The sequence below is a fragment of the Micromonospora sp. AMSO1212t genome (assembly GCF_008868145.1).
GTDB lineage: Bacteria > Actinomycetota > Actinomycetes > Mycobacteriales > Micromonosporaceae > Micromonospora > Micromonospora tulbaghiae.
On sequence record NZ_WBKS01000020.1, the window covers coordinates 22,676 to 47,275 of the forward strand.

At 71.5% G+C, this 24,600-nt stretch carries 19 protein-coding genes; 4 read left to right on the plus strand and 15 right to left on the minus strand.

Annotated features, from left to right (window positions below; all coding sequences use genetic code 11):
* The first annotated feature begins 149 nt into the window (after positions 1–149).
* From F8279_RS08385 to F8279_RS08395, 3 genes are read left to right on the plus strand one after another with little or no spacing between them, the layout of a single operon-like run.
* The gene (locus tag F8279_RS08385) at positions 150–713 is read left to right on the plus strand and encodes a copper chaperone PCu(A)C (RefSeq protein ID WP_151499583.1); all 564 of its coding nucleotides are present in this window, start codon (positions 150–152) and stop codon (positions 711–713) included.
* Positions 710–1,936, plus strand: a complete 1,227-nt coding sequence (locus F8279_RS08390) for a Dyp-type peroxidase (protein WP_091417273.1) — start codon at positions 710–712, stop codon at positions 1,934–1,936. Before F8279_RS08385 ends, F8279_RS08390 begins: the two co-directional genes overlap by 4 nt.
* Positions 1,937–1,956: 20 nt before the next feature.
* Positions 1,957–2,583: a copper resistance CopC family protein gene (locus F8279_RS08395; RefSeq protein ID WP_151499584.1), complete on the plus strand. Its 627-nt coding sequence runs from the start codon at positions 1,957–1,959 to the stop codon at positions 2,581–2,583.
* Positions 2,584–2,698: 115 nt separating this feature from the next.
* Here the strand turns inward: F8279_RS08395 and F8279_RS08400 are convergent, their stop codons facing one another.
* The 9 genes from F8279_RS08400 to araB all read right to left on the minus strand — a co-directional run bounded on the left by F8279_RS08400 (position 2,699) and on the right by araB (position 14,978).
* Positions 2,699–3,688, minus strand: a complete 990-nt coding sequence (locus tag F8279_RS08400; protein WP_175438669.1) for a LacI family DNA-binding transcriptional regulator — start codon at positions 3,686–3,688, stop codon at positions 2,699–2,701.
* 317 nt (positions 3,689–4,005) lie between these two features.
* Complete coding sequence (locus F8279_RS08405; protein ID WP_151499585.1) at positions 4,006–6,075, minus strand: RICIN domain-containing protein; 2,070 nt, start codon at positions 6,073–6,075, stop codon at positions 4,006–4,008.
* Between the two features lie 248 nt (positions 6,076–6,323).
* Positions 6,324–7,826 carry an L-arabinose isomerase gene (gene araA, locus F8279_RS08410; RefSeq protein ID WP_091417261.1) on the minus strand — a complete coding sequence of 501 codons (1,503 nt, stop codon included), beginning with the start codon at positions 7,824–7,826 and terminating at the stop codon, positions 6,324–6,326.
* A gap of 26 nt (positions 7,827–7,852) precedes the next feature.
* Complete coding sequence (gene yjfF, locus F8279_RS08415) at positions 7,853–8,845, minus strand: galactofuranose ABC transporter, permease protein YjfF (RefSeq protein ID WP_091417258.1); 993 nt, start codon at positions 8,843–8,845, stop codon at positions 7,853–7,855.
* Positions 8,842–9,912: an ABC transporter permease gene (locus tag F8279_RS08420; RefSeq protein WP_151499586.1), complete on the minus strand. Its 1,071-nt coding sequence runs from the start codon at positions 9,910–9,912 to the stop codon at positions 8,842–8,844. Before F8279_RS08420 ends, yjfF begins: the two co-directional genes overlap by 4 nt.
* Positions 9,909–11,450: a sugar ABC transporter ATP-binding protein gene (locus F8279_RS08425; RefSeq protein ID WP_151499587.1), complete on the minus strand. Its 1,542-nt coding sequence runs from the start codon at positions 11,448–11,450 to the stop codon at positions 9,909–9,911. The genes F8279_RS08420 and F8279_RS08425 overlap by 4 nt, the downstream gene beginning before the upstream one ends.
* 72 nt (positions 11,451–11,522) lie before the next feature.
* Positions 11,523–12,518, minus strand: a complete 996-nt coding sequence (locus F8279_RS08430) for an ABC transporter substrate-binding protein (RefSeq protein ID WP_091417248.1) — start codon at positions 12,516–12,518, stop codon at positions 11,523–11,525.
* A 100-nt stretch (positions 12,519–12,618) separates the two neighbouring features.
* Positions 12,619–13,299 (minus strand): L-ribulose-5-phosphate 4-epimerase, encoded by a 681-nt coding sequence (locus F8279_RS08435; RefSeq protein WP_175438668.1) that lies wholly within the window; start codon positions 13,297–13,299, stop codon positions 12,619–12,621.
* Positions 13,296–14,978 (minus strand): ribulokinase, encoded by a 1,683-nt coding sequence (gene araB, locus F8279_RS08440; protein WP_091417244.1) that lies wholly within the window; start codon positions 14,976–14,978, stop codon positions 13,296–13,298. The genes F8279_RS08435 and araB overlap by 4 nt, the downstream gene beginning before the upstream one ends.
* Before the next feature lie 640 nt (positions 14,979–15,618).
* Between araB and F8279_RS08445 the strand changes: the two genes are divergently transcribed.
* Complete coding sequence (locus F8279_RS08445) at positions 15,619–17,274, plus strand: glycoside hydrolase family 27 protein (protein ID WP_151499588.1); 1,656 nt, start codon at positions 15,619–15,621, stop codon at positions 17,272–17,274.
* A gap of 59 nt (positions 17,275–17,333) precedes the next feature.
* On the opposite strand, the gene mmsB is transcribed toward F8279_RS08445, so the two are convergent.
* The 6 genes from mmsB to F8279_RS08475 all read right to left on the minus strand — a co-directional run bounded on the left by mmsB (position 17,334) and on the right by F8279_RS08475 (position 24,583).
* Positions 17,334–18,584, minus strand: a complete 1,251-nt coding sequence (gene mmsB / locus F8279_RS08450) for a multiple monosaccharide ABC transporter permease (RefSeq protein WP_091417239.1) — start codon at positions 18,582–18,584, stop codon at positions 17,334–17,336.
* On the minus strand, positions 18,581–20,119 hold the full coding sequence (mmsA, locus tag F8279_RS08455) for a multiple monosaccharide ABC transporter ATP-binding protein (protein WP_091417233.1): 1,539 nt from the start codon (positions 20,117–20,119) through the stop codon (positions 18,581–18,583). The genes mmsB and mmsA overlap by 4 nt, the downstream gene beginning before the upstream one ends.
* Positions 20,120–20,201: 82 nt before the next feature.
* Complete coding sequence (gene chvE / locus F8279_RS08460; RefSeq protein ID WP_151499589.1) at positions 20,202–21,341, minus strand: multiple monosaccharide ABC transporter substrate-binding protein; 1,140 nt, start codon at positions 21,339–21,341, stop codon at positions 20,202–20,204.
* A 202-nt stretch (positions 21,342–21,543) separates the two neighbouring features.
* A complete protein-coding gene (locus tag F8279_RS08465) occupies positions 21,544–22,893 on the minus strand; it encodes an endo-1,4-beta-xylanase (RefSeq protein WP_151499590.1) in 1,350 nt (449 codons plus the stop codon).
* A 184-nt stretch (positions 22,894–23,077) separates the two neighbouring features.
* A complete protein-coding gene (locus tag F8279_RS08470; protein WP_151499591.1) occupies positions 23,078–24,172 on the minus strand; it encodes a 12-oxophytodienoate reductase in 1,095 nt (364 codons plus the stop codon).
* A gap of 42 nt (positions 24,173–24,214) precedes the next feature.
* Complete coding sequence (locus tag F8279_RS08475) at positions 24,215–24,583, minus strand: MerR family transcriptional regulator (protein WP_091417166.1); 369 nt, start codon at positions 24,581–24,583, stop codon at positions 24,215–24,217.
* Positions 24,584–24,600 lie beyond the last annotated feature (17 nt).

Consider the following 24,600-nt stretch of genomic DNA (forward strand, 5'->3'; position numbering starts at 1 on the left):
AACCATTATGCCTTCCGGACGCACCGCCGATCCCGGGTCCACGACGGTCCGCCGGCCGGGTGTGACGTGCCTGACCGCCCCGGCCGGAACTATCCGGCGTACCGCGCCGACCAACGGTACGAACACCGGATCTTCGAGGGGACGACGTCATGCCCAGCACCACCAGCCGCCGGTTGCCGCGCACGGCGGCCCTGATCGGCGCCGCCGTGCTCGCCGCGTCGGTCACCGCCTGCGGATCCTCCGGCACGGAGTCCACCGCCCCGGCGGCATCGGGCTCGACGTCGGCGGCGGCGAGCGCGGCGGCGGGCGTGCTCACCGTCCGCGACCCGTGGGTGAAGGCCGCCGACAAGGGCATGACCGCCGCGTTCGCCACGCTCGCCAACGACGGCGACACCGACGTCACGATCACCGGGGTGAGCACCGACGTGTCCCGGGCCGAGATCCACGAGATGGCCATGACCGACGGGAAGATGGCGATGCGGCAGAAGCAGGGCGGCGTCGTGGTCGCCGCCCGGTCCCGGGCCGCCCTGGAACCCGGCGGCGACCACCTGATGCTGATGGACCTCACCCGCCCGGTGCGGGCCGGCGACCAGCTCGACATCACGCTCACCTTCGCCGACGGCCGGACCCAGACGTTCACCGCCGTGGCGAAGCCGTTCACCGGCGCCCAGGAGACGTACGCGCCCGGACACGGCGCGAGCCCGGCCTCATGACCGGCACCGGCGCACCCGCCCGCCGGGTGAGCCGGCGCGGCCTGCTCACCGGCGGCGCGATGGCCGCCGGGGGCGCGCTGGCCGGCGCGGGCACCCTTGCCGCCGTCCGTCCCCAGGGGGTACGCCCCGACAATCCCGTTCCGGTGGCACAGGTGGGCAGCGCGGTCGAGCCGTTCCACGGCGCCCGGCAGTCCGGGGTCACCACCGACCCGCAGGCGCATGCGGCGTTCGTCGCGTTCACGCTGCGCCCCGGCACCGACCGGGCGGCGCTCGGGCGGATGCTGCGGCTGCTCTCCGACGACGCGGCCCGGCTCACACAGGGCCGCCCGGCGCTGGCCGACACCGAGCCCGAACTGAGCGTGCTGCCGGCCCGGCTCACCGTCACGTTCGGCTTCGGTCCCGGGCTCTACGCCGCCGCCGGGCTCGACGAGCGCCGGCCCGCCTCGGTGGCCGAGCTGCCCGCGTTCGGCATCGACCGGCTGCAACCCCGCTGGTCCGGTGGGGACCTGCTGCTCCAGATCTGCGCCGACGACCCGCTCACCGTCGCCCACACCCAGCGGGTCCTGGTCAAGGACAGCCGCCCGTTCGCCGTCGTCCGCTGGGTGCAGCAGGGGTTCCGCCGGGCGGCCGGCGCCGAGCCGGGGCGTACCCAGCGCAACCTGTTCGGGCAGCTCGACGGCACCGCCAACCCGAAGCCCGGCGCGCCGGCCGACACCGCGGTGTGGGTGACCGACGGACCGGACTGGCTGCGCGACTCGACCACCCTCGTGGTGCGGCGGATCAGCATGAACCTGGAGACCTGGGACCTGCTGGGCCGCAGCGACCGGGAACTCGCCGTCGGGCGGCGCCTCGACACCGGCGCGCCGCTGACCGGCCGGACCGAACACGACGAGCCGGACTTCGCCGCGCTCGGCCCGGACGGGCTCACCGTCATCCCCGACTTCTCGCACCTGACCCGCGCCCGCGTCACCGACGACCGGCAGAAGATCCTGCGCCGGCCCTACAACTACGACGGCGTGCCGACCCCCGAGGGGAACGCGGACAGCGGGCTCGTCTTCGCCTCGTACCAGGCCGACATCGCCCGCCAGTTCCTGCCCGTCCAGCGCCGGCTCGCCGAGCGCGACCTGCTCAACGAGTGGACCACCCCGATCGGCTCCGCCGTGTTCGCCGTACCGCCCGGCTGCCCCGAGGGCGGCTGGATCGGCCGGCAACTGCTCGGCTGACCACCACAGGAAGGCGCGTCATGCGTACCCGATCCGTCACCGCGCTGCTCGCCGCGGTCCTCACCGCGCTGCTGCTGGTCCCGGCCACGCCCGCGGCGGCGCACAACTCGCTCCAGGAGGCCACGCCCGCGCGCGACGCCCGGCTCACCGCCGCGCCCACGCAGGTCACGCTGCGGTTCCTGCAACGGCTGAACCCCTCCTTCACCACCATCACGGTCAGCGACGCTGGCCAGCGCAAGGTGCCCACCTCCGCGCCGGCGGTGGACGGCGTCACCGGCACGGTGACGATCGACGAGCCGCTGGGCAACGGCACCTACACCGTCGCCTACCGGGTGGTGTCCAGCGACGGCCACCCGGTCCAGGGGTCGTACCGCTTCACCGTCGCCGACCCGGCCGCGCCCGCGCCGTCGGCTTCCGCGTCGGCGGCGGCGCCCGCGTCGACCGGCGCGGACACCACGGCGGGCGCGGGCAGCGCGTCCGGCGGCCCGTCGGCCGTGGACGAGCCGGACGCCTCCGGTCCGCGGGCCGGCGACGACGGCCCGCCGGTCGCGCTGCTCGCCGGTGGGGCGGTCGCCGGGCTGCTCGTGGTCGCCGGAATCGCGCTGCTGGTCGCGCGCCGGGCGCGCGCTCGTCGCACGGACCACTGACGACCGGACGCACGGCGGGATCGGCGGCGGGGTGCACGGGCCCTCGGCGGGCCGGCCCCGGGTGAGCGAGCGCCGGTCCCTCAAGCGGGCCGGCGACGGTGAGCGGGCCGCGGGCTCAGCGGGCGGGCGGCGGGCCGACGCTGCGGCGCGGCACCAGCGTCGGCGCGATCGTCTGCCGCAGCGGCCCGACGGTCGGCGACTCGATCTGGGCCAGGAGCAGGTCGAGGCTGGCCGCTGCGACCGCGCCGAAATCCGGCCGCACCGTGGTGAGCGGCGGGATGAAGTACGCCGCCTCGGGCACGTCGTCGAACCCGACCACGCTGATGTCGTCGGGGACCCGGCGGCCGTGCTCGTGCAGCGCCCGCAGCACGCCCAGCGCCAGGTGGTCGTTGGCGGTGAAGACGGCGGTGACCTCCGGCATCCGGGCCAGCATCTGCCCGCACCGGTAGCCCGCCGCCGCCGACCAGTCCGCCGGGACCAGCGGGGGGATCTCGGCGCCCGCCTGCCGCAGCGCCTCGCGCCAACCCTCGATGCGGCCGGCACTGTCGAACCAGTCCGACGGGCCGGACACGTGCCAGACGGTGCGGTGCCCGGCGGCGAGCAGGTGCTCGGTGGCCGCCCGGGCGCCGGCGACCTGGTCGACTGTCACCAGTGGGATCGGCCGCCGTGGGTCGCCGTCGACTGTCACCAGCGGTACGTCCTGGGGCAGCCGTTCCAGCGCCTCGCCGGCGGACTCGACCGGCGCGATGACCACTATGCCGGCGACCCGGTGCGCCAGGTGCCGTTCCACGGCGGCCGAGATGGAGCGGTGGTCGAGGTCGCTGACGCTGCCGACGCTCACCGCGAAACCGGCCTCGGCGGCCGCCTGCTCCAGCGCGGCCAGCAGTGACGCCGGGCCGTAGAGCGTGGTGTTCTGCGCGACCACGCCGATGACCTGGGACCGGCCGGTCACCAGCGCGCGGGCCGCGCGGTTGGGCCGGTAGCCGAGTTCGGTGATGGCGGCCTGCACCCGCAGCCGGGTCTGCTCACGCACGTTGGGATGCCCGTTGAGCACCCGGGAGACCGTCTGGTGCGACACCCCGGCGAGGCGGGCCACGTCCGTCATCGCAGGACCGCGCACGGCCACCTCACTTTCGCCACTGCCCGCGGCCACACCCGGTCGATCTCGACCGGACCGGCCCGGGTGGCGACAGTCTACGCCAGCGGTCCCATCGGTATCGGCACCGTGGATCGACCGTTCCCACCGTGGCGGGGCGATATCGCGGAATCGGCCGACGGCTCATTCCCTTCCGTTACGCAGCGGCGTGAACAGGCTGCTCGGGAGCGGTGGAATTGAGCCCGGGGTGCGGCATTTCCGGCGATTGCCGGTGCCCCACCCCGGGCTATTGAAGATGTGTCAACGGCCGCGAATGGTGACCGTTGTCACGGTGTTGTCAGCGAGAACTGCCGCACCGTCACCGCGCCACCGAGCGATTGGGTGGCGTAGTTGAAGAAGCCGAACCGGTACCCCATGAAGAACTGCCACGCGTTGTTGAGCGTCAGCGCGTTCCCGAGCGGTACGAAGTTCACCCCGTCGGTGCTGTACGAGAAGCGCGCCTGTCGTCCCGAGCCGGGCCGGATGTCGGCGTTGGCCCGCAGCCAGATCCGCCCGCCGGACACCGCCGCACCGGCGATCTCCGTACCGGTGCTGGTGGTGTTCCAGTTGTTCGAGCCCATGGTCAGGCCGTTCGTCATCACCACCCGGGTCGCGCCGTTGTCACGCCGTACGCCGATCCAGGCCGAACTGTCCCGCAGCATCGCCAGGCCGGCCCGGTCACCGTCGCGCATGCCCGAGTAGTCCAGCTCGATCGTGCCGGTCGAGGTGGGGCCCTGGATGCGGTGGGTCAGCGTGTTGCGGGCCCGGTACAGGTCGTTCGTGACACTCGCGGTCTGCAGGCGCAGGCCGTCGTTCACCGACCACCGGCTGTTGTCCGGGTTGTGGTTCCACTCGTACTGCACGCCGAGCGTGGTGCCGGAGAACGTGTCGGTGCCGGTGAGCGGCTTGACCGGGCGGGTCGGCAGCGGGTTGGGGTAGCTCGCACCCCAGGCGCCGTTGACGGTCTGCACCTGCGGCCAGCCGTCGGAGGTCCAGGTGATCGGCGCCAGCGTCGGCATCCGCCCGCCCGGGTACGCGTCGGTGAACGCCATGTAGTACCAGGCGCCGGTCTGCGTCTGCACCAGCCCGCCCTGGTGCGGCACGCCGCCGCCGGAGATCGGGCCGGGCAGGTTGAGCAGCACCTGCCGCTGCTCGTACGGGCCGAACGGACCGTTCGTGGACTTCAGCACGTACTGGCCGTTGGCCGGACGCGTCAACCAGATGTAGTACGCGCCGTTGCGCTTGTAGAAACGCGCGCCCTCCAGCGTGCCGATGCTCGACGGCGTCTGGTAGACCTGCTGGGCCCGGACCTGGCTGCGCCCGTCGGCGGAGAGCTGGGCCACGCTGATCGTGCCGTTGCCGTACGCGACGTACATGGTGTCGTTGTCGTCGATCAGCATGCCGGCGTCGTAGTAGCAGTTGGGGATGGTGGCCAGCCGGCTCCACGCGCCGTCGACGGCGCCCGCCGTGTAGATGTGGGTCTGCGCGAAGTCGATGCAGCCGGCCCAGTAGAACGTGCGGTTGCTCGGCCGGTAGTTCAACGTCGACGCCCAGATGCCGTCCACGTAGGCGTGCTCGCTGGCACTCAGGTCGTACTTCGAGCCGAAGTCCAGCCGCGGTACGGAATGCCCGGCGAACTCCCAGTTCACCAGGTCCCAGGAGCGCAGCACCGGCGCGCCGGGCGAGTAGTGCATGGTGGAGGCGGACATGTAGTAGACGTCGCCGACCCGGATGATGTCGACGTCGGCGAAGTCCTGCCAGACGGCCGGGTTGGTGAAGCTGCCGCCCGGGTTGCCCGGGTTGTCGCCGACGCGGACGAGCTGCCACTGCTGGTTCGCGCCGTTCCAGTCGTCGTACTGGACGATGTTGCCGCCGTCGGCGGTGGAGGCGTTCTGCACCTCCATCACCTTGTTCGAGTTCCGGTTGATCAGCCGGACGTACCCGCTGTCGGAGTCGGCCAGCCGGAACTGCTGGTTGGTGCCGCCGTGGTCGGTCCACTGCACCACCGCCGCGCCGTTGGCGGTGGACGCGCCGGTCACGTCGAGCACCTTGCCCGAGTGCCGGGAGCGCAGCCGGTAGTAGCCACCGCCGGAGTCCACGAACTGCCACTGCTGCCAGGCGCCGTCGTTGCGCGTCCACTGGGTGATCCGCGCGCCGTCGTTCGTCGCCTGGTTGTACAGGTCCAGCGCCTTGCCGCTGTTGCGGTTCACCAGCACGTAGTACGCGCTGGTGTCCACCGTGGCGGCCGATACCGGCGCGGGCACGGCACCCACCACCACGCCGCCGACAAGCAGCGCCACCACCCCGGCCAGCAGCCGGGACAGGCTTCCACGTCCACGGGACAGTCGAGCCGTCACCACGATCCTCCTTCGTCGACCGGAGCCCGGGCGCGGCGGCACGCGCCGACGACGGCAGCGTTATCGCTAACAGCGACGCCCACCCAGGCGAGAGTCGGATCCCTGGCAACTGCGGCGCAGATCGCGCCCGGAACGGCCCGCGAGCGGTGCCGGTGACCCTATCCATCGACTGTGAGCGATAACATGCCGTTCGTCAAGGCGTAACGTGCCGCCCACCGCGCGGGCCGGCACGGACGGCGCGCGGCGGCTCAGAAACCCCGGGCGAGCCGGTAGTACGCCTGGTTCCAGCGCAGCTCGTCGGCGAAGCGGTGCGGGCGCGTCTCGGCGTCGATGACCACCAGCTCGGTCCGCGCCATCGCGGCCAGGTCGCGCAACTCCTCCATGCCGACGGCCTGGGAGAGCACTGTGTGGTGCGGCGCGCCGGCGGTGATCCACGCCTCCGCCGAGCCGGCCAGGTCGGGCTGCGGACGCCAGACCGCGCGCGCCACCGGCAGGCGGCGCAGCGGGTGCGGCGGCGGCACCACGTCCACCGCGTTGGCGACCAGCCGGAACCGCTCTCCCATGTCCGCCATGCCCAGCACGACCGCCGGGCCGGGCGCCGCGTCGAAGACCAGGCGTACCGGATCCTCCCGCCCGCCGATGCTGAGCGGGTGCACCTCCGCGCTCGGCACGTCGGCGGCGATGCTCGGGCACACCTCCAGCATGTGCGCGCCGAGGATCAGCTCCTGACCGAACGTCAGGTCGTAGGTGTAGTCCTCCATGAACGAGGTGCCGCCCGGCACACCGACGGCCATCGCCTTGAGCGTGTGCACCAGCACCGAGGTCTTCCAGTCCCCCTCGCCGCCGAAGCCGTAGCCGTCGGCCATCAGGCGCTGCACCGCGATCCCGGGGAGCTGGCGCAACCCGCCGAGGTCCTCGAAGTTCGTGGTGAACGCCCGGAAACCACCGGCGTCGAGGAACGCGCGCAGGCCCAGCTCCTGACGCGCCGCGTACCGCAGCGAGTCGTGCCGGTCCCCGCCGGGCCGCAGCTCGGACGCGACCCGGTAGGTGTCGTCGTACTCCTTGACCAGGTCGTCGACCTGGGCGTCGGGCACCTGGTCGACGGCGGCGACCAGGTCGTTGACGCCGTAGGTGTTGACCGAGACGCCGAAGCGCAGCTCCGCCTCGACCTTGTCCCCCTCGGTGACCGCGACGTCGCGCATGTTGTCGCCGAAGCGGGCCAGCCGCAGCGTCCGCACCGCCGACCAGCCGATCGCGGCGCGGGCCCAGGCCGCGACCCGCCCGACGACCCGGGGGTCGGTGACGTGGCCGGCGACGGTCTTGCGGGCCACCCCGAGACGGGTCTGGATGAACCCGAACTCCCGGTCGCCGTGCGCGGCCTGGTTGAGGTTCATGAAGTCCATGTCGATCTCGTCCCACGGCAGCGCCACGTTGGCCTGCGTGTGCAGGTGCAGCAGCGGCGTGCGCAGCGCGTCCAGCCCGGAGATCCACATCTTGGCCGGGGAGAACGTATGCATCCAGGCGATCACCCCGACCGCGCCCTGCGCCGCCGCGTCCCGGCAGGCCGCGAGGATGTCCGCGCTCGAGGTGAGGACCGGCTTCCAGACCACGCGTACGGGGATGTCCGGCGACTCGTCCAGGCGCGCGGCGATCTGCCGGGACTGCTCGGCGACCTGCCGCAGGGTGTCCTCGCCGTAGAGGCCCTGGCTGCCGGTGAGGAACCAGACCTCGGGCTGGGGGTGAGTTGCCATGTTGTTGCCTTCCGCGCTAGGAACCGTCACTTGAACCGGATGCCGATGAGGCGCTGGAGGAGGATGAACGCGAACAGCAGGCCGCCGATCACGATCTTGGTCCACCAGGAGTTGAGGCTGCCGTCGAACGTGATCAGGGTCTGGATCACGCCCAACACCAGCACGCCGAGCACGGTGCCGAAGACGTACCCGGAGCCGCCGGTGAGCACGGTGCCGCCGATCACCACGGCGGCGATCACGTCCAGTTCCATCCCGACGGCGATCAGCGGCGCGCCGGAGAGCGTGTAGAACGACAGCAGGATCCCGCCGATCGCCGAGCAGAGCCCGCTGATCGTGTAGACGGCGATCCGGGTCCGCGCCACCGGCAGGCCCATCAGCAGCGCCGACTGCGCGTTGCCGCCGACCGCGTACACGTTGCGACCGAACCGGGTGTACGCCAGCACGTACGCCGCTATCAGCACCACCGCGAACGCGATCAGCACGCTGATCGAAACGAAGTTGCCGGCCGGATCGCCGATGCGCTGCTGCGACATCGAGGTCCAGAAACCGTCGGTGATGGAGATCGAGGAGTCGCTGATGAACGTGCACATGCCCCGGGCGAAGAACATCCCGGCGAGTGTCACGATGAACGGCTGGATCTCGAAGAAGTGGATCGCGCAGCCCATCAGGAAACCCAGCGTCGGGCCGATCAGCAGCGCGATCACCAGCACCAGGGCCGCGGGCAGGCCGTCGCGCAGCAACGACGCCGACACCATCGCGGTCATCGCCACCACCGAGCCGACGGACAGGTCGATGCCGCCGGTGAGGATCACGAACGTCATGCCCACCGCGACGACGAGCAGGAAGCCGTTGTCGATGAAGACGTTGAAGACGACCTGGACGTTGGAGAAGGCGCGGTACTGGGACACGCCGATGCCGTACATGACCAGCAGCAGGGCAAGCGTGGCCAGCACCGGGACGTGCCGCCGGGGCAGGCTGGGCCGCCAGGACCGGCCGGTGGTCAACGACGTGCTGCTCATGCCGGCACCTGCTCCTTCTCCCGCCGCGGGGCCGCCGGGCCGGGTTCGGCCCCGCGCCGTCGCCGGCGCAGCCGGGCGCGGAACGCCGGGGCCTGCACGAGGCAGACGGCGATGACGACGACCGCCTTGAACAGCAGCGACGTCTGCGGCGAGATGTTCATGGCGTACACGGTGGTGGTCAGCGTCTGGATGATCAGCGCGCCGAGGACGGTGCCGCCGAGGGAGAACCGGCCGCCGGCCAGCGAGGTGCCGCCGATGACGACGGCCAGGATCGCGTCCAGCTCGATCCACAGGCCGGCGGCGTTGCCGTCGGCGCTGGAGACGTTGGCGGTGACCATGAAACCGGCGAGCGCGGCGCAGACGGCGCTGATCACGTAGACGAGGAAGACGATGCGCCGCGACCGGATGCCGGCGAGGCGGCTGGCCTCGGCGTTGCCGCCGACCGACTCGACGATCAGCCCGAGCGCGGTGCGCCGGGTGAACGCGGCCACGAGCAGCGCGGCGGCGAGCGCGATCAGGATGGCCAGCGGCAGCGTCAGGAAGTGCCCGAGCCCGATCGCCCGGTACGGCCCGGAGTTGATCGTGATGATCTGGCCCTCGGTGACCAGCTGGGCGATGCCCCGCCCGGCCACCATGAGGATCAGCGTGGCGATGATCGGCTGGATGCCGATGACCGCGACCAGCACCCCGTTCCACGCTCCGAGCACCAGCGCGGCGCCGAAGGCCAGGGCGAGCGCGGTGGCCACCGTGGCCGGGCTGTTCTGGTCGGCCGCCCCGCTGATGTGCAGGCAGGCGATCGCGCCGCTGATCGCGCAGAGCGAGCCGACCGACAGGTCGATGCCGCCGGTGGCGATGACGAGCGTCATCCCGAGCGCGACCAGGATCAGCGGCGCGCTCAGCCGGAGGATGTCGATGGGCGTGCCGTACAGGTGGCCGTTCTTGACCTCGACGGCCAGGAAGCCGGGACGGTAGACGGTGTTCGCGGCGATCATCACCACGAGCACCAGCGCCGGCCAGAACAGGCGGTGGGCGGTCAGCGGGCGGAGGCGGTCGGCGACGGCGGTCATCGGGTCACCTCCTCCCGGGGCGTTCCACTGGCGATGGTGCGCATGACGCGGTCGGCGTCGAGCGTGTCGTCGTTGTCGAGCTGGGCGACCATCTCGCGGTCGCGCATCACCGCGACCCGGTGGCTCAGGCGCAGCACCTCCTCCAGCTCGGCGGAGATGAACAGCACCGCCATGCCGCCGTCGGAGAGCTGCACCACCAGCTTCTGGATCTCGGCCTTGGCGCCGACGTCGATGCCGCGGGTCGGCTCGTCCAGGATCAGCAGGCGCGGCTCGGTGATCAGCCAGCGGGCCAGCAGCACCTTCTGCTGGTTGCCGCCGGAGAGGTTGCGCACCGGCAGCTCCGGGTTGGCCGGACGGATGCTCAGCGCCTCCACGTACCTGCGGACCAGCTCGTCCTGGCGGCGGCGCGGGATCGGACGCAGCCAGCCGCGCGCGGCCTGCATCGCCAGGATCATGTTCTCCCGGACCGACAGCTCCGGGACGATGCCCTCGGCCCGGCGGTTCTCCGAGCAGAACCCGACGCCCTGGGCGATGGCCTGCATCGGGTTGCGCACCGGCGCCCGGCCGCCGTCGAGCCGGACCTGGCCGTGGTCGGCCCGGTCCGCGCCGAAGATCAGCCGCGCCACCTCGGTCCGGCCGGAGCCGAGCAGGCCGGCCAGGCCGACCACCTCACCGGCGTGGATGCGCAGGCTGAACGGGGCGACCGCGCCGCGCCGGCCCAGCTCGGCGGCGTCCACGAGCGGTGCCTCGCCGCCGGCCTCGACCGTGGCGCGCTTCTGCTGCTCGTCGAGCCGCTCCAGCACGTCCAGCTCCTGCCCGATCATCTTCTCGACCAGGCTGAACTGCGGCAGCTCCTCGGTGCGGTACTCCCCCACGAGCCGGCCGTTGCGCAGCACCGTGATCCGGTCGGCGATGCCGTAGACCTGGTCGAGGAAGTGGGTGACGAACAGGATCGCGATCCCCTCGTCACGCAGTTGCCGCATGATCCGGAACAGCTGCGCGACCTCACCGGCGTCCAGGCTGGACGTCGGCTCGTCCAGGATCAGAACCTGGGCCTGCACGTCGATCGCCCGGGCGATGGCGACCATCTGCTGGACCGCGAGCGAGTACGAGCCGAGCGGAGCGCTGACGTCGAGGTCGAGGTCGAGCCGGGCCAGCAGGTCGCGGGCCCGGCGGCGCATCTCGCCCCAGCGCACCGCGCCGAGCCGGCGGGGTTCCCGGCCGATGAAGACGTTCTCCGCCACCGACAGGTTGGTGCAGAGGTTGACCTCCTGGTAGACGGTGCTGACACCGGCTGCGGCGGCCTGCATCGGACCGGTGAACGAGACCTGTTCGCCGTCGAGCGTGACGACGCCCGCGTCGGTCCCGTAGACGCCTGTCAACACCTTGATCAGGGTGGACTTGCCGGCGCCGTTCTCACCCATCAGGGCGTGGACCTCGCCCGGGAACAGCCGGAAGTCGACGTCGTGCAGCGCGCGGACCCCGGGGAAGGTCTTGCTGATACCGGTCATGGTCAGGACCGGACGGTTACCCGTCATCCCATCGGACCTCTTCTTCGACGGTGGTGGTACGGGGGCCGCCGTCCGGTGCGACGGCGACCCCCGGGTGGCTCAGTACTTGCGGTTGGGCAGTGCCTCCTTGGCCTGCTCCTGGGTGAACGTGGTCTCCTCGGTCTCGATCCGGGCGGGCACTTCCTCGCCGGCCTTGACCTTCTTGGCCAGGTCCATCAGCTGCGGGCCGAGCAGCGGGCTGCACTCGGCGATGAAGTTGAACTTGCCGTCCGCGAGGGCCTGCATGCCGTCCTTCACCGCGTCGACGGTGATGATGGTGATGTCCTTGCCGGGCGTCTTGCCGGCAGCGGTGATCGCCTCGAGCGCGCCCAGGCCCATGTCGTCGTTGTGCGCGAAGAGCACGTCGATCTTCGGGTTGGCCTTGAGGAACTGCTCCATCACCTGCTTGCCGCCGGCGCGGGTGAAGTCACCGGACTGCGAGGCGACGATCTTCAGGTTGGGGTTGGCGGCGATCGCCTCGGCGAAGCCCTTCTTCCGGTCGTTCGCCGGGGCGGAGCCGGTGGTGCCCTGAAGCTCCACGATGTTCACCGGGCCGGACGCCGCCTTCTTCTGCTCGACCAGCCACTCGCCGGCGAGCCGGCCCTCCTTGACGAAGTCCGAGCCGAGGAACGTCTTGTAGAGCGACTTGTCGGCCGAGTCGACGGCGCGGTCGGTCAGGATCACCGGGATCTTCGCGTCCTTGGCCTCCTTGAGCACCGTGTCCCAGCCGGACTCCACCACCGGCGAGAAGGCGATCACGTCGACCTTCTGCTGGATGAAGTTGCGGATCGCCTTGATCTGGTTCTCCTGCTTCTGCTGCGCGTCGTCGAACTTCAGCTCGATGCCGGCCGCTGCCGCCGCCTCCTTGATCGAGGTGGTGTTGGCGGTGCGCCAGCCGCTCTCGGCGCCCACCTGGGAGAAGCCCAGGACGATCTTGTCGTTGCCGTCGCCGGAACCGCCGCCGGTGTCGCTGTTGCCGCACGCGGCCACGCTGGCGGCGAGCAGCACGCCGGCGAACGCCGCGATGACCGTGCGTGCCGTGCTCCTGCTTCTCATCGATTCTCCTCCGGGGTTGGATGTTCCGGGCGCGCGAGCCGGCGGAAGCCGGAGCGGCCCGGGTGTGGTGGTGGTGAGGGGTGCGCGGCGCTGTCCGGGGTCAGTGCGCCGGCGGGCGTTGGCCGTACACGTTCTGGTAGCGGTCGTAGAGCGAGTCGATGTCGGCCGGCGCGATCGGCACCGGCTGCCCGAGCGCGCGGGCCAGGTGTGCGGTACGGGCGACGTCCTCGCACATCACCGCGGCCTTGACCGCCGCCCGGGCGTCCTTGCCGATGGTGAAGACGCCGTGGTTGCGCATGAGCACCGCCGGTGAGCGGTGCCCGGACAGCGTGCTGACGATGCCCTTGCCGATGTCGTCGCCGCCGATCAACGCGAACGGGCCGATGGGGATCTCCCCGCCGAACTCGTCGGCCTGCGCGGTCAGCCAGCACGGGATCGCCTCGCCCCGGGCGGCCCAGGCGGTGGCGTATCCGCTGTGGGTGTGCACGACGCCGCCGACCTCGGGCATCGCGCGGTAGACGTAGGCGTGCGCGGCGGTGTCGCTGGACGGGGACGTGCCGTCGACGACCGTGCCGTTGAGGTCGCAGACCACCATGGTCTCGGCGGTCAGGTCGTCGTAGTCGACCCCGCTGGGCTTGATGACCATCAGCTCCTGACCGGGTACGCGGGCCGAGACGTTCCCGGAGGTCCAGGCCACCAGGTCGTAGCGGGTCAGCTCGCGGTGCAGCCGGGCCACCGTGTCGCGCAGCGCGGCGACCTGGCGGGTCACCTCGGTGTTCATCCGACCACCTCCAGGGTCGCGGCGGTACGGTCCGCGGCGGCGTCGACGGCCGCGTTCCGGATCGCCCGCAGGCGGAGCATGACGTCGTTCGCGCCGCGACCGAAGTGGTCGTGCAACGCGCGGTACTCGGCGTACAGGGCGTCGTAGGCCCGCACGTTCTCCGGTACGGGCCGGTAGACCGCCTCGTCGATGCGCCCCATGGCGTCGGACGCCTCGTGGATCGTCGGGTACGCCCCGGCGGCCACCGCCGCGTGGATGGCCGAGCCGAGCGCCGGGCCCTGGGCGGAGCCGATGATGCTCAGCGGCCGGTTCGTGACGTCGGCGTAGATCTGCATGAGCAGCCGGTTGGAGGTGAGCCCGCCGGCCACCACCAGATCGTCGACCGGCACGCCGGCCTGCGCGAACGCCTCGACGATCATCCGGGTGCCGTACGCGGTGGCCTCCAGCAGCGCCCGGTAGACGTCCGGCGGCCGGGTGGCCAGCGTCAGCCCGACGACCATCCCGCTGAGGTCGTGGTTGACCAGCAGGGACCGGTTGCCGTTCCACCAGTCCAGCGCCACCAGGCCGTGCGCTCCGACCGGCTGGGCGGCGGCGGCCTCGGTGAGCTGCTCGTGCGAGTCGAAACCGGCCGGGGCGGCGTGGCGTACGAACCAGCCGAAGATGTCCCCCACGCCGCTCTGCCCGGCCTCGAAGCCCCAGGCGCCGGGGCTGATGCCGCCGTCGACCACGCCGCACATGCCCGGCACCTCGGCGGGGTGCGTGCCGTTGAGGACGTGGCAGGTGGAGGTGCCCATGATGGCGACCAGCCGGCCGGGCCGCAGCGCCTGGGCCGCGGCGGCGGTGACGTGCGCGTCGACGTTGCCGGCCGCGACCGCGATGCCCTCGGGCAGGCCGGTCCAGGCGGCGGCGCGGGCGCTGAGCGTGCCGGCGCGCGCGCCGAGCGGCAGCAGCGGACCGTCCAGCTTGGTCACGAAGTCGGCGAAACCGGGGTCGAGCGCGGCCAGGTAGTCGGACGACGGGTACCGGCCGTCCTGCCGGATGCCCTTGTAGCCCGCGGTGCAGACGTTGCGCGTCTCGGCGCCGCAGAGCTGCCACACGATCCAGTCGGCGGCCTCGACGAAGCGCTCGGCCCGCCGGTAGACCTCCGGGTCCTCCTCCAGGATCTGCAGGCCCTTGGCGAACTGCCACTCCGCGGAGATCTTGCCGCCGTAGCGGCCGAGCCACGGCTCGCCGCGTTCGGCCGCCAGCGCGTTGATCCGGTCGGCGTGCGGCTGCGCGGCGTGGTGCTTCCAGAGCTTCACCCAGGCGTGCGGCCGGTCGCGCAGCTCGGGCGTCTCGCACAGCGGCGTGCCGTCGGCGAGCGTCGGGAGCACGGTGCAGGCGGTGAAGTCGGTGCCGATGCCGACCACCCGGGACGGGTCCACGCCGGCGTCGGCGAGCGCGGCCGGGACCGCGTGGCGCAGCACGTCGCGGTAGTCGTCCGGGTCCTGGAGGGCCCAGTCCGGGGGCAGCGGCGGACCGCCGTCGGGAAGCGCGGTCTCGATGACCCCGCGCCGGTACTCGTGCACCGCCGTGCCGAGTTCGGCGCCGTCACGGACGCGGACCACCAGCGCCCGTCCGGACAGCGTGCCGAAATCGACCCCGATCACGTACCGGTCGGACGCGTCCACTTCGCTCATTTGTCCCTCCGCCGTGTCACGGAGTTAGTGTTAGCGCTCACATATACATCCGTCAAGACACGTCCAAGCAACAGCTGCGTAACGAGCGGCGGCGCCCGGGACCGGCGTCCGCCGCCCCGCGCGGACCGGCCCGGCCGCCGGCCGGGAGATCCACGCCGACGGCGCGGCCCGACTTCGGGCCGGTGGCCTGTTAACGACAACAATCGATGGAACTTCCGGAAATTCTCTCGGCGCTCCCGCCACCCCGGGTCCGAACGCCCGGACGCCGCCGCCTGACCGCTCAGAGGGCCGCTCAGCGGCTCTTTTCCTCGCGGCGACGCCCCCGGCAGCCAGCCGTCCCGGGTCGCCCGAGGGCCGCCAGCCTATTTACAGTGTTTGATGTCAGCGATAACATTTCGCCATCCCCACGCACTGTGGCGCCGCTGTCCGGGAAACCCCGGCGCCGCAGTCGGGCGGCGACGGACGGCGACCCCGTCGACCGCCGGAACCCCACCACCCACGAGCGCCCGCCGGCACCGACCGGCCGCTGGAACTGCCGTGCCGCGTCCGTCCCCTGGACCACGGGCGACGCCGTGCGACCGGCGGGCCGCTCCCTTCCGGGCGCCGGCACGGACGGCGCCCGGCCACCGAGGAGGACCCAGTGCGCAAATGGACCCGACGGACGCTCGCCGTCCTGGGCGTCGCGGCGGTGGCGCTCGCCGCCACAGTCACCGACCAGGCCGTGGCCCCGCGTCCCGCCCGGGCGCTGGACAACGGCGTCGCCCGTACCCCGCCGATGGGGTGGAACACCTGGAACACCTTCGGCTGCAACATCAACGAGACCCTCATCCGACAGACCGCCGACGCGATCGTCAGCAACGGCCTGCGCGACCTCGGGTACAAGTACGTCGTCGTGGACGACTGCTGGTTCGACCCGAACCGGGACGCGCAGGGCAACCTCCAGGCGCACCCGCAGCGGTTCCCCAGCGGGATGAAGTCGCTCGGTGACTACCTGCACGCCCGCGGCCTGCTGTTCGGCATCTACCAGGTGCCGCTGGACAAGACCTGCGCCCAGGTCGGCGGCGCGTTCCCCGGTGCCACCGGCAGCCTCAACCACGAGTACCAGGACGCGCGGCAGTTCGCCGCGTGGGGCGTGGACTACCTCAAGTACGACTGGTGCTCCGGCACCGGGACGATCAACGACCAGGTGGCGCGGTTCGGCATCATGCGTGACGCGCTGGCCTCCACCGGCCGGCCGATCGTCTACAGCATCAACCCCAACAGCTACCACGCCAAGACCGGGCCGCAGCGCAACTGGAGCGACGTGGCGAACCTCTGGCGGACCACCGAGGACATCACCAACGCGTGGAACACCGGCCAGACCAACGGCTACCCGATGGGCATCCAGAACATCGTCGACGTCACGGTGCCCCTGGCCGGGTACGCCGCCCCCGGCGGGTTCAACGACCCGGACATGCTCGAAGTCGGCCGAGGGGGCATGAACGACACCGAGATGCGCAGCCACTTCGCGCTCTGGTCGATGCTCGCGGCGCCGCTGATGATGGGCAACGACGTACGTTCGGCGAACGCGGCCACGCTGGCGATCCTGCGCAACGCGAACCTGGTCGCGATCAACCAGGACACGCTCGGCCGCCAGGCGGTCCAGGTCTCCTTCGACGGCACCCGGCGGGTGCTGGCCAAGCCGCTCGCCAACGGCGACGTGGCGGTCGCCCTGTTCAACCAGGGCGGCTCGACCACCACCGTCTCCACCACGGCGGCGGCGGTCGGCAAGAGCGGCAGCTCGTTCACGCTGCGCGACGCCTGGACCGACGCCACCTCCAGCACCAGCGGCGCGATCTCCGCCAGCGTCCCGGCGCACGGCACCGTGGTCTACCGGGTCAGCGGCGGCGGCACCACCACCCCGCCGCCGGTCCCGACCACGTTCCGGCTGCGCAGTGAGTCGTCCGGCCGGTGCCTCGACGTCGACAACGCCGGCACCGCGAACGGCACCGGAACGCTGATCTGGGACTGCCACAACAACGCCAACCAGCAGTTCACCGCCAGCGGGCAGGCGTTGCAGGTGCTGGGCAAGTGCCTGGACGTGCCGACGAACGCGACGGCCGGCACGCGGGTGCAGATCTGGGACTGCAACGGCGGCACCAACCAGCAGTGGACGATCAACGGCAACGGCACGGTGAGCAACGTGCGCTTCCCGTCCCTGTGCCTCGACGTCGACAACGCGGGCACCACCAACGGCACCCGCGTGATCGTCTGGACCTGCCACGGCAACACCAACCAGCGGTGGAGCCGGGTGTGAGCGGCTGCGGCCGGTGAACGGCGGTCGGCCGGACGAAGGGGCGAGCGTCCGGCCGGCCGTCACCGGGCGCCGGCGGCCCGGCGCTTGTTCCAGATGTCGAACGCCACCGCGACGAGGAGCACCAGGCCCTTGACCACCGACTGGACGGACTGGTCGACGCCCATGAGCTGCATCCCGTTGCTCATCACCGCCATGATCAGGCCGCCCACCATGGCGCCGACCACGGTGCCGACGCCGCCGGTGACGGCCGCGCCGCCGATGAACGCCGCCGCGATCGCGTCCAGCTCGAACATGTTGCCCGCCGCCGGCTGGGCCCCGTTGGACCGGGACGAGTAGATCACGCCCGCCACGGCGGACAGGAAGCCCATGTTGACGAAGATCCAGAAGTTGACCCGCTTCACCCGTACGCCGGACAGCATCGCCGCGGGCAGGTTGCCGCCGATCGCGTACACCTGACGGCCGAACACCGTACGACGGGTGAGCAGGCCGTAGATCAGCACCAGCACGGCGAGCACGATCAGTACGATCGGCAGGCCCCGGGCGTGGGCGAGCTGCCAGGCGAACCACATGACCACGGCGCCGACCACCACGATGCGCAGGACGAACAGCGGGAACGACTCCACCGGCTGCTCGTGGCGCACCCGGGCGACCCGGGTCCGGAACACGCTCACCGCGTACCCGACCACGGCGAACGCGCCGATGAACAGCGTGAAGGCGTCGAAGCCCTGACCGCCCAGCAGGCCGTTGAGGAAGCCGGCGGCGACCCGCTGGTACTCCTCCGGGAACGGCGACAGCGAGATGTTGTCCAGCACGCGCAGCGTCAGGCCACGGAACAGCAGCATGCCGGCCAGGGTGACGATGAACGCCGGGATGCCGGCGTACGCGACCCAGAGCCCGTGCCACGCGCCGACCGCGACGCCCACCGCGAGCGCGGCCAGGACGCCGGCCCACCAGGGCATGCCCTCACGGATGACGAGCACCGCCGATACCGCTCCGGTGAGCGCCACCACCGATCCCACGGACAGGTCGATGTGCCCGCCGATGATCACGATGACCATGCCGATCGCGAGCACCAGGATGTAGGAGTACTGCAGGACGATGTTCGTCAGGTTGCCGGGGCTCAGCGAGACGCCGTCGGTGAGGACCGCGAACAGCGCCACGATCACCACCAGCGCGATGTAGATGCCGCTCTGCCGCAGGTTGCCCAGGATCAGCGCGCGCGGGTCGCTGGTGCCGGTGTGCAGGGTCGCCGCCGCGCCGGTGTCCGGAGTGGCGATCTTCGAGGCGGGGGGAGGCTTCGTGCTGGTCATCGGACGAGATCCCTGTCCTTGGTCATGAGTTCCATCAGGTTCTCCTGGGTGGCCTCGGCCACCGGCATCTCCCCGGTGACCCGGCCGGCCGCCAGGGTGTAGATCCGGTCGCACATGCCGAGCAGCTCGGGCAGTTCGGAGGAGATGAGCACGACGGCCTTGCCGTCGGCCACCAGCCGGTTGACGATCGTGTAGATCTCGAACTTCGCGCCCACGTCGATGCCCCGGGTCGGCTCGTCGAGGATCAGCACGTCCGGGTCGGTGAACAACCACTTCGCCAGCACGACCTTCTGCTGGTTGCCGCCGGAGAGCTTACCCACGACCGACATCACCGTCGGCGCCTTGATGTTCATGTCGCGCCGGCCCTGCTCGGCGACCTGGATCTCACGGTTGCCGTCGATCCAGCCGCGCCGGGCCAGCTTGTCGAGCGCGGCGGCCGAGACGTTTCCCCGCACGTCGTCGATGAGGTTGAGGCCGTAGTGCTTGCGGTCCTCGGTGGCGTACGCGATGCCGTTCGCGATCGCCTCGGCCACCGTCCGCGCCCGCACCTCGCGGCCCCTGAGGAAGAGCCGGCCGCTGATGTCCCGGCCGTACGCCCGGCCGAACACGCTCATCGCCAGCTCGGTGCGCCCGGCGCCCATCAGGCCGGCGATGCCGACGACCTCCCCGGCACGCACGTGCAGCGAGGCCCGGTCGACGACCAGGCGGTCCTGCGTCGGGTGGCGCACCGACCAGTCCTCGATGCGCAGCACCTCGTCGCCGGGCGTCACGCTGCGGGTCGGGTAGAAGGCGGCCAGGTCGCGCCCGACCATGCCGCGGATGATCCGGTCCTGGGTGACGGCGCCGTCGGACATGTCCAGCGTCTCGACGGTACGGCCGTCGCGGATCACCGTGGTCGAGTCGGAGACAGCGGTGATCTCGCCGAGCTTGTGCGAGATCATGATGCAGGTGATGCCCTGGTCGCGCAGCCGGCGCATCAGGTCCAGCAGGTGCGCCGAGTCGACGTCGTTGAGGGCGGCGGTCGGCTCGTCGAGGATCAGCAGCCGGACCTTCTTGGACAACGCCTTGGCGATCTCCACGAGCTGCTGCTTGCCGACACCGAGCTGGATGACCGGGGTGACCGGGTTCTCGTGCAGCCCGACCGACCGCAGCAGCGCCGCGGCCTCCGCGTTGGTCCGGTGCCAGTCGATGAGTCCGCCGCGGCCGCGGCGCTCGTTGCCGAGGAAGATGTTCTCGGCGATCGACAGGTAGGGCACCAGGGCGAGTTCCTGGTGGATGATGACGATGCCGCGGGCCTCGCTGTCCTGGATGCCCCGGAACCCGACCGGCTCGCCGTCGAAGACGATCTGGCCGTCGTAGCTGCCCGCCGGGTAGACGCCGGACAGCACCTTCATCAGGGTGGACTTGCCGGCGCCGTTCTCACCGCAGATCGCGTGGATCTCGCCGCGCCGTACGGCGAGCGAGACGTCCTGCAGCGCGGTCACGCCCGGGAAGGTCTTCGTGATGCCACGCATCTCGAGGATGTGATCGCTCATGGGTATCCGTCCTGCTCGTGGTCGTGGTGTCCGGAGCGGACGGGCCCGGTGGCGCGACGGCCGCCGGGCCCGTCGCCGCGGGTCAGCCGGCCCGGCCCGCGGCGACCTCCTGCTCGGTCAGGTAGCCGGAGTCGATCAGGACGGACTTGATGTCCTCCTTGTAGACGGTCTGCACCGGCAGCAGGAACGCGGGCACGACCTTGACGCCGTTGTTGTACGCCTTGGTCTCGTTGGCCTTCGGCTCCTCCTTGCGCAGGAACGCCTCGGCGGCGATGACCGCCTGCTCGGCCAGCAGCCGGGTGTCCTTGAACACCGTCGAGCTCTGCACGCCGTCGTTGACGAGCTTGACCGAGGCGACCTCGGCGTCCTGGCCGGTCACCACCGGCATCTTCTTGGCGCCGCCGCGGTATCCGGCGTTCTGCAGCGCGGTGATGATGCCCCGGGACAGGCCGTCGAACGGCGACAGCACGCCGTCGACCTTGCTGCCGTCGTTGTAGCTGGAGGTGAGCAGGTCCTCCATCCGCTTCTGCGCGGTCTCCTGCTGCCAGCGCAGGATGGCGGCCTGCTCGATCTTGGTCTGCCCGGACTTGACCTTCAGCGTCCCGGCGTCGAAGTACGGCTTGAGCGTGTCCATCGCGCCGTTGAAGAAGAACCCGGCGTTGTTGTCGTCGAGCGAGCCGGCGAACAGCTCCACGTTGAACGGACCGGTCGCGGTGCCCTTGGCGCCGTCCTTGGTGAGCAGGCCGAGCCCGACCAGGAGCGCGTTGGCCTGCGCCACGCCGACCTTGTAGTTGTCGAAGCTGACGTAGAAGCTGACGTTCGGGCTGTTGCGGATGAGCCGGTCGTAGGAGATCACCGGGATCTTCGCCGCCGCGGCGGCCTGGAGCTGGCCACTGAGCGCGGTGCCGTCGATCGGGGCGATGACCAGCACGTCCGCGCCCTGGGTGATCATCTGGTCGATCTGCTGCGACTGCGTCGGGATGTCGTCCCCGGCGTACTGCAGGTCGACCTTGTAGCCCTTCGCCTGGAGTTTCTCCTTCACCGAGTTGCCGTCGGCGATCCACCGTTCCGAGGTCTGCGTCGGCATCGAGACGCCGATCGTCAGGTCGCCGGGCTTGGCCGAGCTGGTGTCTCCGCCGCCTCCCGCGCCCTCGCCGCTGCAGGCGGCCAGGCTGATCGCGAGCGCGGCACCGCTGAGTGCGGCCAGAAGTCGTCTGCGCACGAGCGTCCTCCCTGTCGTGGCGGTCCCTGTGACACAGGTAACCCTCACGGGGAGTGTTAACGCTCACAAGTTGCCCCGTCAACCAATCGCGCGAAATGCGCATGTCTCTTTCTCGTAACAGAGACGGCAGTCCAGGTCGGACGGGACGACGTGGCGGAGCACCGCGGGGGGCGACCGTGCGTCGCCCCCGCGGTGGCCCGGCTCAGGTCGCGGAGCAGGTGGGCGTCATGCCCGATCCGCTGCCGTTGCCCTGGAACCCGAACTCGGTGCTCTGGCCGGCGCCGAGCTGGCCGTTGTAGTCGACGTTCGCGAACCGCACCGTGCCGCTGTTCCCGCTCGCGGTGGCGCTCCAGGTGTTGGTGATGCTCGCGCCGCCCGGCAACGTCATGGTGACAGTCCATCCCCGGGTGCCCGACGAGCCGGCTGTCACCTTCACGTTGGCGACGAAGCCACCGCTCCAGGAGTTCAGCGTCACCGAGGCCGAACACCCGCCCTGACCCGGCGGTGGCGTCGGGTTGTTCGGCGGCGGGGTCGTGGTCGGCGGCGGGTTGTTCCCGCCCGCGTTGAGCGCGTCCAGCACGGCGTTGTACGCCGCCTTCTTGTTGCCGGAGCAGTCGAACAGCAGCGCGTTGTCCGAGCCGCGCCACGAGTCGCAGTCCCGTACGCCCCACACCGTGATGCCGGTGCAGCGCGACACCGCCAGGCAGGCACGGGTGACGGCGGCGTAGATGTTCGCCTGGTTCCCGCCGGTCATCACGTCCAGCTCGGTGATCTGCACCTCCACGCCCAGGTCCGCGAAGCGCTGGAGGTTGGCCTGGTAGTCACCGGGGATCGTGGTGCCCAGGTGCGACTGGAAGCCGACGCAGTCGATCGGCACGCCACGCGACTTGAAGTCACGGACCATGTTGTAGATGCCCGTCGACTTCGCGTTGATGCCGTCGGTGTTGTAGTCGTTGTAGCAGAGCTTCGCGCCCGGGTCCGCGGCGCGGGCCGCGCGGAACGCGGCCTCGATCCAGTCGTTGCCGGTGCGCTGCAGGTTCGAGTCGCGACGCCCGCCGCTGCCGCCGTCGGCGAACGCCTCGTTCACCACGTCCCAGGCGTAGATCTGCCCCCGGAAGTGGGTGGCGACCTGGGTGACGTGGTTGATCGCGGCGTTGCGCAGCGCGCTGCCGGACAGACCCTGCGCCCACGACGGCTGCTGCTGGTGCCAGAGCAGCGCGTGCCCGCGCACCGACATCCCGTTCGCGCGGGCGTGGCTCACCAGCCGGTCGCCACCGCCGTAGCTGAACCGCCCCTGCTGCGGCTCGGTGGCGTCCCACTTCATCTCGTTCTCGGCCACCACGGAGTTGAACTCGCGGTTCAGCACCGTGGCGTACGTGTTGTCGGACAGCTTGCCGGTGGCGACAGCGGCGCCGAAGTAGCGGCCCTTCTCGGCCGCCGCCGCGCGCAGCGTGGTGCCGGCGCTCGCGGACGGCGCCAGGGCCACCGCCATCCCGGCGGCGAGCGCGCCGGCCAGGATGCCGGTGGTCAGCAAGGCTCTCTTTCGTCTCATGCGGATTCCTCTTCCGGGGGTTGCGCGATGGTGGTGGTGCGACTCCTCGACCCCCGCGTCCGGCGGCGGTGGTGTCGAGGTACGACCAGCGCGGCTCGCCCGGTGAGCCTTGCGGCGCTCATGCCCTGCCATCGACTGTGAGCGATAACATCCCCCGGCGTCAACCCCTGCGAGCACCCCGGTCCTAGGGGTACACGTCCTCGTGCGCCTTGCGGTAGTCGACGATCTCGCCCAGCCGGCCGGCGGCGGCGTGCGTCGCCCACGCCGGGTTGCCCAGCAGCGCGCGGCCGAGCGCGACCAGGTCGAACTCCCCGTCCACCAGCCGCGTGGCCAGGCCCACCACCGACTCCGGACCGTCCGGGCGCAGGAAGTCCCGCCGCAGCCCGACCGAGCCCACGGTGATCGACGGCAGACCGGTGAGCCGCTTCGCCCAGCCGGCCAGGTTCAGCCCCGAGCCGGGGAACGCGGGCTCCCAGAAGCGACGTTGCGAGGCGTGCAGCACGTCCGCGCCGGCCTCGGCGAACGCGGTGAGGATCTGCGCCAGCTCGGCCGGGGTCTCGGCGATCCGCGCGTCGAACGCCCGCTCCTTGAACTGGGAGAACCGGACGATCACCGGGCGGCCCGCCGGGACCTGCGCGCGTACCGCACGCACCACGGCAGCCGGGAACGCCGCACGCCGCGCCGGTGACCCGCCGAACGCGTCGGTCCGGCGGTTCGTGTACGGCCACAGGAACTCGTCCAGCAGGTAGCCGTGCGCGGCGTGGATCTCGATCGCGTCGAACCCGGCCCGCACGGCGACCCGGGCCGCGTCCGCGTACGCCGCCAGCAGCACGTCCGCGTCGGCGGCGGTCATCGCGTGCGGCGCCCGGCGGCCCGGCTCGCGTACCCCCGAGGGGGTCCACGCCGGACGGCCGTCGACCGGCTCGCGCAGGCTGCCCAGGTGCCACAGCTGCGCGGCGATCCGGCCGCCGGCGGCGTGCACCGCCTCGACCACGCCCCGCCAGCCGGCCTCGGCCGCACCCGCCGTCATCCGGGGAACGGCGTCCTCGTGGCCGGCGCTGGGATGGTCGACGAGCACGCCCTCGGTGACGATCAGGCCGATGCCCGCCGCGGCGCGGCGCCGGTAGTAGTCCGCCATCTCCGGCGTCGGCACGCCACCCGGCGCGCGGTTACGGGTCATCGGCGCCATCACGAAGCGGGACGGCAACGGCAGTCCGGCGACGGTGACCGGTTCCAGCAGCGGCGCCACCGGCGATGCGGTGTCCAGGGTCGCGTTCATGACCCGACGTTAGGAGTTGACACCGGTGTCAAGGGCAAGCGCTCAGGCGGCCGGATCCCGGGTGTCCTCGGTCACGCTCATGTCGGACACCACGTCGTCGAGCACCGCGACGGCGTGCGCGAGCCGTGCCATCTCCGCGGTCATCCGGGTCCGCTCCTCCCGCAGCCGGTCGGTGAGCCACGAGGTGCGGATCTCCGGATCGGTCACGCAGGGCAGCAGCTCGGCCATCCGGCGGCTGCTCAGCCCGGCGTCGAACAGCCGCTGGATGAGCCGGACCCGGTCCACCGCCGACTCGGCGAAGACCCGCTGCCCGCTCGCGGTGCGCATGGCGGCGAGCAGGCCCTGCTGCTCGTAGTACCGGATGGACCGGGCACTGACCCCGGTACGCGCCGACAGCTCCCCGATCCGCATCGCGCCTCCCCCGCTCG

Bases quoted from the DNA above. Each gene is read 5' to 3' on its own strand.
- F8279_RS08385 (WP_151499583.1), top strand. From the start codon at position 150: ATGCCCAGCACCACCAGCCGCCGGTTGCCGCGCACGGCGGCCCTGATC.
- F8279_RS08390 (WP_091417273.1), top strand. From the start codon at position 710: ATGACCGGCACCGGCGCACCCGCCCGCCGGGTGAGCCGGCGCGGCCTG.
- F8279_RS08395 (WP_151499584.1), top strand. From the start codon at position 1,957: ATGCGTACCCGATCCGTCACCGCGCTGCTCGCCGCGGTCCTCACCGCG.
- F8279_RS08400 (WP_175438669.1), bottom strand. From the start codon at position 3,688: ATGACGGACGTGGCCCGCCTCGCCGGGGTGTCGCACCAGACGGTCTCC.
- araA (WP_091417261.1), bottom strand. From the start codon at position 7,826: ATGGCAACTCACCCCCAGCCCGAGGTCTGGTTCCTCACCGGCAGCCAG.
- yjfF (WP_091417258.1), bottom strand. From the start codon at position 8,845: ATGAGCAGCACGTCGTTGACCACCGGCCGGTCCTGGCGGCCCAGCCTG.
- F8279_RS08420 (WP_151499586.1), bottom strand. From the start codon at position 9,912: ATGACCGCCGTCGCCGACCGCCTCCGCCCGCTGACCGCCCACCGCCTG.
- F8279_RS08425 (WP_151499587.1), bottom strand. From the start codon at position 11,450: ATGACGGGTAACCGTCCGGTCCTGACCATGACCGGTATCAGCAAGACC.
- F8279_RS08430 (WP_091417248.1), bottom strand. From the start codon at position 12,518: ATGAGAAGCAGGAGCACGGCACGCACGGTCATCGCGGCGTTCGCCGGC.
- F8279_RS08435 (WP_175438668.1), bottom strand. From the start codon at position 13,299: ATGAACACCGAGGTGACCCGCCAGGTCGCCGCGCTGCGCGACACGGTG.
- araB (WP_091417244.1), bottom strand. From the start codon at position 14,978: ATGAGCGAAGTGGACGCGTCCGACCGGTACGTGATCGGGGTCGATTTC.
- mmsB (WP_091417239.1), bottom strand. From the start codon at position 18,584: ATGACCAGCACGAAGCCTCCCCCCGCCTCGAAGATCGCCACTCCGGAC.
- mmsA (WP_091417233.1), bottom strand. From the start codon at position 20,119: ATGAGCGATCACATCCTCGAGATGCGTGGCATCACGAAGACCTTCCCG.
- F8279_RS08465 (WP_151499590.1), bottom strand. From the start codon at position 22,893: ATGAGACGAAAGAGAGCCTTGCTGACCACCGGCATCCTGGCCGGCGCG.
- F8279_RS08470 (WP_151499591.1), bottom strand. From the start codon at position 24,172: ATGAACGCGACCCTGGACACCGCATCGCCGGTGGCGCCGCTGCTGGAA.
- F8279_RS08475 (WP_091417166.1), bottom strand. From the start codon at position 24,583: ATGCGGATCGGGGAGCTGTCGGCGCGTACCGGGGTCAGTGCCCGGTCC.